6 protein-coding genes are annotated in these 12139 nt (G+C 37.8%); all 6 read left to right on the plus strand.

Annotated features, from left to right (window positions below; translation table 11 throughout):
* A partial coding sequence (locus C6H66_RS21650; RefSeq protein ID WP_248000776.1) for an Ig-like domain-containing protein occupies window positions 1-2041 on the plus strand: 2041 nt, incomplete at its 5' end.
* 728 nt (window positions 2042-2769) lie between these two features.
* Entirely contained in the window at window positions 2770-4275 is a 1506-nt protein-coding gene (locus tag C6H66_RS21655; RefSeq protein ID WP_105396689.1) for a hypothetical protein, read from the plus strand.
* A gap of 398 nt (window positions 4276-4673) precedes the next feature.
* Complete coding sequence (locus tag C6H66_RS21660) at window positions 4674-6170, plus strand: hypothetical protein (RefSeq protein ID WP_105396690.1); 1497 nt, start codon at window positions 4674-4676, stop codon at window positions 6168-6170.
* 537 nt (window positions 6171-6707) lie between these two features.
* Window positions 6708-8213: a hypothetical protein gene (locus tag C6H66_RS21665; RefSeq protein ID WP_105396691.1), complete on the plus strand. Its 1506-nt coding sequence runs from the start codon at window positions 6708-6710 to the stop codon at window positions 8211-8213.
* Between the two features lie 440 nt (window positions 8214-8653).
* Window positions 8654-10156, plus strand: coding sequence for a hypothetical protein (locus C6H66_RS21670; protein ID WP_248000777.1), 1503 nt, complete (start codon window positions 8654-8656; stop codon window positions 10154-10156).
* Between the two features lie 405 nt (window positions 10157-10561).
* Window positions 10562-12082, plus strand: a complete 1521-nt coding sequence (locus C6H66_RS21675; protein WP_105396693.1) for a hypothetical protein — start codon at window positions 10562-10564, stop codon at window positions 12080-12082.
* The last annotated feature ends 57 nt before the right edge of the window (window positions 12083-12139 follow it).

A 12139-nucleotide genomic window follows, 5' to 3' on the forward strand; every position in this document is an offset into this window, starting at 1 on the left:
CTTAACCAGCACGGCTGTGGTGAAGGATGTGCAGGTATCGGCGAAAACGGCTACCCAGCAGACGGCGGAAAACGCGAATGGAAAAGTCAGTTTTACGGAGTACAGCGCCAGCTATTATGTCGCCAGCGTGACGGTGGATGCGGATGATAAAGACAAGGCGCATTACAACAACGGCACTGACAGTTATACCTTCACGGCGACGGTGAAGGACGGGCACGGTAATCTGGTGGTGGGTAAGCCGGTCGATATTGACTGGCAGACCAATCCAGCGGTTGACGGGTTAACCCTGACGAAACAGAACAATTCGGTGAGTAACGCGCAGGGGCAGGTGACGGCGACCTTAACCAGCACGGCGGCGGTGAAGGATGTGCAGGTATCGGCGAAAACGGCTACCCAGCAGACGGCGGTGAATGCGAATGGAAAAGTCAGCTTTACGGAGTACAGCGCCAGCTATTATGTCGCCAGCGTGACGGTGGAAGTGGATAAAGACAAGGCGCATTACAACAACGGCAGTGACAGTTATACCTTCACGGCGACGGTGAAGGACGGGCATGGCAATCTGGTGGTGGGTAAACCGGTCGACATTGACTGGCAGACAGAGCCAATGGTTGACGGGTTAACCCTGACGAAACAGAGCAACTCGGTGAGTAACGCGCAGGGACAGGTGACGGCGACCTTAACCAGCACGGCGGCGGTGAAGGATGTGCAGGTATCAGCGAAGACGGCGGGTAACTCGTCGTGGGTCAAGGCTGATCGAAAGGTCAGTTTTGAGGATCTGAGCACTAGCTATCATGTTACCCATGTAACGGTGGACAAAGAGGGTCCACTCTACAACGGAGGCACTGATACTTACACCTTCACGGCGACAGTGGAAGATGCATATGGCAAGCCGGTGGTGGATAAATCAATCGATATTGACTGGCAGACTGATCCAAAGGTTGATGGGTTAACCCTGACGAAACAGGGCAATTCGGTGAGTAATGCGCAAGGGCAGGTGACGGCGACCTTAACCAGCACGGCGGTGGTGAAGGATGTGCAGGTGTCGGCGAAAACGGCTACCCAGCAGACGGCGGAGAACGCTGATAAAAAAGTCAGTTTTATTAGCCCTGATGAGCTTGCTTCTCTTACTGTTAGCCCAGATCACGTAACAGAAGGAGAAGGCGAGGGGCATACTTATACCTTTACTGCCACAGTAAAAGATTTTTCCGGGCAGGCGAAAAGCGGTGTTGCGGTGGCCTGGAGTGCAACAAATAGTAAGGGAGTTACCATCACTGATAAAAACCTAGTTACTCAGGTAGTGGGTGATGGTAAAACAGATGCTGATGGGAAAGCGCAATATCAGATATATAGCAAAAGTGGCGGGTTTGTTGCTGTTATGGTAACGGCCAAAGTGAATGATTCATCTGTTGGTTCTAAGAATAAAACGGTAGAAATTAAGGCTAATGAGCAGGATGTTGCTAACTTCTTTATATTGGATTATCACCATAAAGATGGAGAATCGCTCGGGCGTTCAGTACCAAAGGAAAGAATGAACTTTGGCTGGGAAGGAATGATGTTTAAACCTGAGTATTTGTCGAGGGAATCACATATGGCTGATTATAATGAAGTATATGATTCAAGTAATAAGAGTGTAGTTGATGTTGAGGCGTTACAAGGTGATTTTAGCGTTAAAAAAGCAGGAACGGTTACATTAACTGCGACGTTTACACACTCAATATCTGGTCGATATTTAAAATATGTTATTCCCAATGTGAAAATTGACCACTTTGTAATTATTGATGATTCTAGCTACATAGGGGCGGGGATTGGTTACCCTGATGTAAAGAGTCGTATTGACGAGAGTCAACCTTTACCTTGGTGTACAAGAGGAAATAGGATAAAGGAGAGTGATCTTGGTAGTTCAATTGATTATCTGGTTAATAGTTTGAATTTGAATCTTATTGAGAAAGGTTTATTAGGCCAGACTCTACCTGCTGAGGGAATAACAATGGGAGGGCTACAAATAAATAACAAAAAAAATTCAAGCTCATTTGTTGGATAAGAAAGATGTAAATGCAGTGGCTTATGTAGTTTTATGTGAGGAGTAGGGAGGGAATAATAGGTAGTAGGCATTATTGTTGAAGCGCATTATTTTGATAGAAAATTAGGCGTTTGTTACTTATTGGTGTTTAATTCTAATATTAGGTTTAATATGTTAACACTTACAGCAGATATAATTTCAGGAATGACGGTTTTAGAAGAGTGCCCAATTGCCATTACTGTGACTTATAGTGAAAACATAGACATGCTACCTTCTCGTTATTTTAAGCGATTCAGTCCCTAATGAGCGATCACAAAGGTAGGGCCGGAAGTTGAAATCAATGTAGATGATGTTATTAATGTAAGTGTTTACGCTGATGATATTGTGTGAGAGGAGTTAGATTAAGTATTTATTGCTATTGATCCTCATACATGAATCAAGGAAGATGCGGAGGTTGGAGTAGGTGTTATTCAGCTTGGTCAGTCGCTTTTTTTATATGTGGACTCATATGCTGGTAGTTTCTGACTTAGTTTCTTGAATATGAGGAAGAAGCGCTGTATCCCACTTTATAATACCTTTTGGATAAAGAATACATTGCTATTACAGTAATTGCTAAAGTAGATAATTTATTTACGTGACAAACAGGAAGGAGAATAATAGGTAGTCAGCATCATTGTAGAAGAACATTATTTTGATAGAAATTAAGTGTTTGTTACTTATTGGTGTTTAACTTTAACATGAGGTTTAATATGTCAATACTTAAAGCAGATATAATTTCAGGAATAACGGTTTTAGAGGAGTGCCCAGTTGTTATCACTGTGACTTATTCAGGCGATGATACTCACAAAGTAACGGAATCGACTTACATAGTATACAATAACCCGGAAAATATCAGTTTTGATAAGATCCCTCGTATTTCAAGAGATGTCGAGAATAATACCTGTACTGCAAAATTTGTTGTTACTGCTGGTTCTGGCGCTGGTGATTTCACCATAGAATTTTCAATGGATAAGGCTACGGACCCCGATGCTAAATTGGAGAGAGCATTTCATACTATTGATAAAAATGGTTTTTCGCATGCAGCGTTTGAACCTATAATCATTGGTGATTCGTTGATAAAAGACTTATCTCCGGCAGAAGATGACAAGCAACCTTCATTATTTAATGGCAACCTCCTCGTTAATCTGTATGCGTTGAGTAAAACAAATGATCCGTTACCCTATTTTCAAATTCCTCTGGTAACGGATAGGATAGTGCGTATTTTTGGGTATGATGGAAAGCAAATTACGGAAGAAATATCTCCTTTTATTCGAAAATTAAGTAGTAATAAATATTATATTAATACGGATAAAAACGGTTTTGTTGCTTTAAGGGTTTTCCCCAGTCAGAAAGGGAAGGGGAACTATGCAGTTGATATGTTCACAGAATTGCCGGATTTTTCAAAGAGATCTTCATCAAATATTCTGTTTATTACGAAAGATATTGCTCCAACCCTTGCAACGCCAGATATTGAAGAGTTGAATGGTAATAAATTAGCACCATCGATAGGGAATAGTAGTACAGGTTTTCATGTGAGTATCCCATTTTATGAAGGTGTTAGACCACAAGATAGAATTTTCTTAATGATCAAAGAAGGTAATTACGAAGCGCCAAGTGCGTCTGCCGTAATTACTGATCTGGAACAGTTGAATAGTCCGTTTATTTTAGTTCCATATGCCAGCATTCCAAATATTGGCGGTAATGAGTTATATTATTATATTTCTGATACAACGGGAAATATAAATATGTCGTCTGCCCTCTATTTTAATTTAACGAGGTCAGCACCAAATGTACCACCAGAGATTAATCGTACATTAGCTGCACCCATAATTTTTAGTCATATGCTACAGTTGGATTTTGGCTGGCCAGCGAGGATCAATCTTGACGATATCTTAGGAGGAGGGTTGGATGCCCATATTGCTGTGGGTCAAGACAATGGAATAGAGGTAAATGATGTCATTAATGTACGTATTTATGTTAATGGTATTGTCAATGAGAATCCATTTTCGAAACTTTATTCTGTTAAGCCTTATACGGTAACTGCTGACGAAGTGGCGGCTGGAGAGGCTATTATTCCGCTTGGTCAGGCACCTTTTACTAATGTGAACTCGTATCGTGATGGTAGGCCAGGTTCGGTTTATATCACTTATAGCGTAGGCCAAAAAGAATCTAAGATTTGGTTTGGATACATTGATACTGTTCCACCTGGACAATAAATTTAACTGATTGAGCTTTTTCTTATTTGTGAACTGGCGATTTCTTTATTGCATACTATAATGTTTTATTAATCGTTGTTATTTTATTTTCAACCAAGTAATCATGGAGCTAATGGTGACAGTATGAATAATGGTCAATATGGTGAAAAGTGATTTAACAATTACCGTAATTTTAACCCCAGATATATTGTAACTATATAGGGTATATTTGGGTATAAAGCTTATGTTTCGAGTAGAGATTTATTGTTATTACATTAACGGCTAAAGTAAATAATTTATTTATGTGACAAACAGGAAGGAGGTAATAGATAGTAAGCATCGTTGTATAAACGCATTATTTTGACAGAAAATTAAGTGTTTGTTACTGATTGGTGTTTAACTTTAATATGAGGTCTAATATGTCGACACTTACAACAGATATCGTTTCAGGAATAACGGTTTTAGAGGAGTGCCCAGTTGTTATCACTGTGACTTATTCAGGTGATGATACTCATAAAGTAACGGAAACGACTGATATAGTGTATAGTACCCCAGAAAATATCCGTTTTGATAAGACTCCTCGTATTTCAAGAGATATCGAAAATAATACTTGCGCTGCGAAATTTGTTGTTACTGCTAATTCTGGTGTCAATGATTTCACCATAACATTTTCAATGGATAAGGTTACGGACCCCGATGCTAAATTGGAGAGAGTATTTCATTTTATTGATAAGAATGATTTTTCACATGCAGCATTTGAACCCATAATCATTGGTGATTCGTTGATAAAAGACTTATCTCCGGCAAAAGATAATGAGGAGCCTTCTGAGTTTAATGGCAGCCTCCTCGTCAATATATATGCGTTGAGTAAAACGAATGAGCCGTTACCCTATTTTCAAATTCCTCTGGTAACAGATAGGATAGTGCGTATTTTTGGGTATGATGGAGAACAAATTACGGAAGAAATATCTCCTTTTATTCGAAAATTAAGTATTAATAAATATTATATTAATACGGATAAAAACGGTTTTGTTGCTTTAAGGGTTTTCCCCAGTCAGAAAGGGAAGGGGAATTATGCGGTTGATATGTTCACAGAATTGCCGGATTTTTCAAAGAAATCTTCATCAAATATTCTGTTTATTACAAAAGACATTGCTCCGACGCTTATAACGCCAGATATTGAAGAGCTGAATGGTGATAAATTAACGCCATTAGTAGGAAATAGCAGCACAGGTTTTCATGTGAGTATCCCATTTTATAAAGGTGCTGGACCGAAAGACACAGTTTTCTTAATGATCAGAGAGGATAATTACGAAACGCCAAGTGCGTCTGCCGTAATTACTGGTCTGAATCAGTTGAATAATCCGTTGATTTTAGTTCCATATGCCAGCGTTCCAAATATTGGTGGTAATGAGTTATACTATTATATGGCTGATACAATGGGAAATATAGCTATGTCATCTGCCCTCTATTTTAATTTAACGAGGTCAGTACCAAATGTACCACCAGAGGTTCAGCGTATATTAGCGAAACCTAGAATTTTTAATCATAGACGACAGGAGGAATTTTGGTGGCCAGCAAAGATTAATCTTGACGGTATCTTAGGAGGGGGGTTGGATGCCCATATTGCTGTAGGTAAAAACAATGGAATAGAGGTAAATAATGTTATCAATGTACGTATTTACGTTAATGGTATTATGAATGAGAATCCATTTTCGAAACTTTATTCTGTTGATCCTCATACGGTAACTGCCGAAGAGGTGGCGGCAGGAGAGACTATTATTCGGCTTGGTCAGGCACCTTTTACTAATATAGACTCACATCGTGATGGTACGCCAGGCTCGATTTATATCACTTACAGTGTAGGCCAAAAAGAATCTAAGATTTGGTTTGGATACATTGATACTGTTCCGTAGACTCATATCGTGGTGATGTGCCAAGCTAGGTCAAAAGGAATCTAAGATCTGGTTTGGACATATTGATATTGTTCCACCTGGACAATAGATTTGGTTGATTGAGCTTTTACCTGTTTATTGGGAAATGCGTAAACATTTTCCATTTTGCCGAACATATTTCTTATTTGTGAACTGGCGATTTCTTTATTACCGAGCTATAATGTTTTATTAGGCGTTGTCATTTTATCTTCAACAATAAATCATGGAATTAATGGTGACAGTATGAATAATGGCAGGCATGGCGAAAAGCGATTTGGCAATTATTGTAATCTTAATCCCAGATATATTGTAACTATATAGGGTATATTTCGATATAAAGCTTATGTTATGAGTAGTGGATTTGTTGCTATTACGTTAATAGCTAAAGTAAATAAATAATTTATGTGATAAACAGGAAGGAGGTAATAAAGAGTAAGCATCGTTGTATAAACGCATTATTTTGACAGAAAATTAAATGTTTTTTACTGATTGATGTTTAACTTTAATATGAGGTTTCATATGTCGACACTTACAACAGATATCGTTTCAGGAATAACGGTTTTAGAAGAGTGCCCGGTTGTTATTACGGTGACTTATTCAGGTGATGAGTCTCATAAAGTAACGGAAACGACGGATATAGTGTATAATACCCCAGAAAATATCCGTTTTGATGAGACTACTCATATTTCAAGAGATGTCGAAAATAATACTTGTACTGCAAAATTTGTTGTTACTGCCAATTCTGGTGCTGGTGATTTCACCATAGTATTTTCAATGGATAATACTACGGACCCGAATGCTAAATTGGAAATTGCGTTTCATCCTATTGATAAAAATGGTTTTTCACATGCAGCGTTTGAGCCTATCATTATTGGCGATTCGTTGATAAAAGATTTATCTCCGGCAGAAGATGATGAGGAGCCTTCTGAATTTAATGGCAGCCTCCTTATTAATATCTATGCGTTGAGTGAAAAAAATGAGCCGTTACCCTATTTTCAAATCCCTCTGGTAATTGATAATTTAGTGCGTGTTTTTGGGTATGATGGAGATCAAATTACGGAAGAAATATTGCCTCTTGTTCTAAATTACGATAATAATAAATACTATATTAATACGGATAAAAATGGTTTTGTTGCTTTAAAGATTTTCCCCAGCAAGAAGGAGAATGGTAATTATACAGTTGATATGTTCACAGAATTGCCTGATTTTTCAAAGAAACCTTTATCAAATATTCTTTTTATTGTAGAGGACATTGATCCAACCCTTGCGGCACCAGATATTGCAGAGCTGAATGGTAATAAATTAACGCCATCAATAGGAAATAGCAGTACAGGTTTTCATGTGAGTATCCCATTTTATGAAGGTGTTAAACCGAAAGACACAGTTTTCCTAATGATCAGAGAAGGTAATAATGAAACGCCAAGTGTGTCTGCTGTCATTAATGATCTGAATCAGTTGGATAATTTATTTATTCCAGTTCCATATGCCAATATTCCAAATGTTGGTGATAATGAGTTATATTATTATATTGCTGATGCAGTGGGAAATGTCACTATGTCATCTGCCCTCTATTTTGATTTAACGAGTTCAGTACCGAATGAACCACCAGAGATTAGGCGTATATTAGCGAGACCTAGAATTTTTAATCATAAACGACAGGAGGAGTTTGGTTGGCCAGGTAAGATTAATCTTGAATATATTTTAGGTGGAGGGTTGGATGCTCATATTGCTGTGGGTAAAAACAACGGAATAGAGGTAAATAGTGTTATCAATATACGTATTTACGTTAATGGTATTGTAAATGAGAATCCATCCTCAAAGATTTATTCTATTGCTCCTCATACGGTAACTGATGACGAAGTAGAGGCTGGAGAGACTATTATTCTGCTTGGTCAGACGCCTTTTACTAATGTAGATTCATATCGTGATGGTACGCTAGGCTCGGTTTATATCACTTACAGCGTAGGCAAAAAAGAATCTAAGATTTGGTTTGGACAGATTGATACTGTTCCCCCTAGGAAATAAATTTAACTGATTGAGATTTTATCTGTTTATGGAAAATGTGTAAGCGTTTTCCATTTTACAGGACATGTTGCTTATTTGTGAACTGGTGATTTCTTTATTACCGAGCTATAATATTTTATTAAATGTTTTATTTTCAATAATAAATTATGGAGTCAATGGATGCAGTATGAATAATGCCATGCATGGCGAAAAGTGATTTAACAATTATCCTAATTTTGACCCAAAAATAGGGTGACTATATAGGGTATACTTGGATATGTAGCTTCTACACTGAGTGATGGATTTATTGTTATTACAGTAACAGCTAAAGTAAATAATTTATTTATGTGAGAAGTAGGAAGGAGGTAATAAGTAGTAAGTATCGTTGTGGGAGCGCATTATTTTTATAAAAATCAAATGCTTATTTATTATTAATGTTTAACTTTGATATGAGGTTTAATATGTCGACACTTACAGCAGATATTGTTTCAGGAATAACGGTTTTAGAAGAGTGCCCAGTTGTCATTACGGTGACTTATTCAGGTGATGAGTTACATAAAGTAACGGAAATGACTGATATAGTGTACAGTGACCAGCAAGATGTCAGTTTTGATGAGACTCCTCGTATTTCAAGGGATATCAAGAGTAATACCTGCACTGCAAAATTTATTGTTACTGCCAATTCTGGTGCCGGTGATTTTACCATAATATTTTCAATGGATAATACTACGGACCCCAATGCTAAATTAGAGATAGCATTTCATCCTATTGATAAAAATGGTTTTTCGCATGCAGCGTTTGAACCTGTGATTATTGGCGATTCGCTGGTAAAAGACTTATTTCCGGCAGCGGATGATGAGCAACCTTCTGAGTTTAACGGCAGCCTCCTTGTTAATATATATGCGCTGAGTAAAACAGATGATCCGTTACCTTATTTTCAAATTCCTTTGGTAACTGATAAGCTAGTTCGTATTTTTGAAGATGGTAGAGGTCAACTTACAACAGAAATATTGCCTTTTATTAGAGGATTCAATGGAAATAAATATTACATTAATACGGATAGTAGAGGTTTTGCTGCCTTAAGAATTTTCCCCAGTAGAGGGGAGGGGAGTAACTACACAGTCAATATGTTTACAGAGTTGCAGGATTTTTTAAGGAAATATTCATCAAATATTCTGTTTATTACAGAAGACATTGCTCCAACGCTTGCAATGCCAGATATTGAAGAGTTGGACGGTGATAGCTTAACACCATCAGTAGGAAATAGTAGTACAGGTTTTCATGTGAGTATCCCATTTTATGAAAGTGTTAAGCCGAGAGATAGAATTTTCTTAATGATCAGAGAAGATAATGATGAAACGCCAAGTGTGTCTACTGTCATTACTGATCTGAATCAGTTGGATAGTCCGTTTATTTCAGTTCCATATGCCAGTGTTCCAAATACTGGCGATAATGAGTTATATTATTATATGGCTGATACAACGGGAAATATAACTATGTCATCTGCCCTCTATTTTAATTTAACGAGGTCAGTACCAAATCAACCACCAGAGATCAGGCGTACATTAGCAGCACCTAGAATTTTCACTCATAAAGATCAGGCCGAACTTAAACAGAGAGGTAAGATCAATCTTGTAAAAATTTTAGGGGGAGGGCTAGATGCGCGTATTGCTGTGGGTAAAAAAAATGGAATAGATGTGGATAGTATTATCAATGTACGTATTTACGTTAATGGTATTGTCAATCATAGTCCATCTTCAAAAATTTATTCTCTTGAGCCTCATACGGTAACTGCCGATGAAGTGGCGGCAGGAGAGGTTATTATCCCGCTTGGTCAGGCACCTTTTACGGGTGTAGACTCATATCGTGATGGGCCAGGATTAGTTTATGTCACTTACAGTGTAAGAATAAAGAACTCCAAGATTTGGTTTGGACTCATTGATACGGTTCCTCCTGGACAGTAGATTTAACTGATTGGGCTTTTATTTGTTTATTGGAAAATGCGTAAGCGTTTTCCATTTCCCCGGCCATGTTTATTATTGGTGAACTAGCGATTTTTTATTATGGATTATTTTCAATCGATGAATCATGGAGTTAATGGCGACAGTATGAATAATGGCAAACATGGTGAAAGATGATTTAACAATTACCGCAATCTTAACCATATAGATATTGTGACTATATGGGGTATACTTGGATATAAGGCTTATGCTTTGAGTGGGGATTTATTGTTATTACAGTAACGGCTAAAGTAAATAATTTATTTATGTGAGAAGTAGAAAGGGGGTAATAGATGGTAAGTATCGTTGTGTAAACGCATTACTGGCGATTTTTACTTATTGATGTTTAACTTTAATATGAGGTTTAATATGTCGACATTGACAGCAGATATCGTTTCAGGAATAACGGTTTTAGAAGAATGCCCAGTTGTCATTACTGTGACTTATTCAGGTGATGACACCCATAAAGTAACGGAAACGACTGATATAGTATGCAGTTACCCACAAGATCGTAATTTTGGTGAGATTCCTCGTATTTCAAGAGATGTTGAGAAAAATATCTGTACTGCAAAATTTGTTGTTGCCGCTGATTCTGGCGCTAGTGATTTCACCATAACATTTTCAATGGATAAGGCTACGGACCCTGATGCTAAATTGGAGATTGCGTTTCATTCTATTGATGAAAATGGTTTTTCATACGAAGGGTTTACCCCTATAATTATTGGAGATTCATGGGTAAAAGATTTATCTCCGGCAGCAGATAATGAGCGACCTTCATCATTCAATGGCAGCCTGCTCATTAATATGTATGCGTTGAATGAGACAAATGATCCACTTCCCTATTTTCAAATTCCTCTGGTAACTGATAGGGCAGTACGTATTTTTGGGGATGATGGAGAACAACTTACGACAGAAATATCGCCTTTTATTAGTGAAAAAGATAATTATCAATATTATATTAATACAGATAGTAATGGTTTTGTTGCCTTAAGAGTTTTCCCTAAGAAATCTGAGGGGAGTTACTCGGTGAGCATGTTCACAAAACTGCCATCTTTTTCGAAAAACTCTTCATCAAGCATTTTGATGATTACAGAAGATATTGCTCCAACGCTTCCAGCGCCAAATATTGCAGAACTGACTGGTGATAAATTAACACCACCGCCAGGAAATAGGATCACAAGTTTTAATGCGATTATCCCATTCTATGAAGGAGCTGAACCGCTGGATCAAATCTTCTTAATAATTAGAGAAGGTGATAAAGAAACAAAAAGCCAGTCTGCGGTAATTACTGAGTTGTGCCAGTTGGATAAGCCGTTTATTTTAGTTCCGTATGCCAGTATTCCGAATGTTGGCGATAATGTATTGTATTATTATGTAACTGATAAGACGGGGAAAACAACTAAGTCATCTGTCCGCTATTTTAATTTAACAGAGGCAGTACCGAATGTGCCACCTGAAATTGAGCGTACATTAGCGGTACCCAGAATTTTCACTCATAAAGATCAGGAGGAACTTGGGCAGAAAGCCAGAATCAATCTTGAAACTATTTTAGGCGGGGGATTGGATGCGCATATTGCTGTGGGTAAAAAGAATGGAATAGAGGTAAATAGTGTTATCAAGATACATGTTTACGTTAACGGCATTGTAAATGAGAATCCATCTTCAAAAACTTATTCTCTTGATCCTCATACGGTAACTGCCGACGAAGTGGCGGCTGGGGAGGCGATTATTCAGCTTGGTCAAGCGCCTTTTACTAATGTAGATTCGTATAGTGATGGTGCGCCAGGAGCAGTTTATATCACTTATAATGTAGGCATGAAATATAGTGAAAGTACAAAGGACTCTAAGATTTGGTATGGACGTATTGATACGGTTCTTCCCGGACAGTAAATTTAACCGATTGAGCTTTAATATTTTATTAAGCGTTATCATTTTATTTTCAATTAA

The sequence above is a fragment of the Photorhabdus hindustanensis genome (assembly GCF_002968995.1).
Taxonomy (GTDB): Bacteria; Pseudomonadota; Gammaproteobacteria; order Enterobacterales; family Enterobacteriaceae; genus Photorhabdus; species Photorhabdus akhurstii.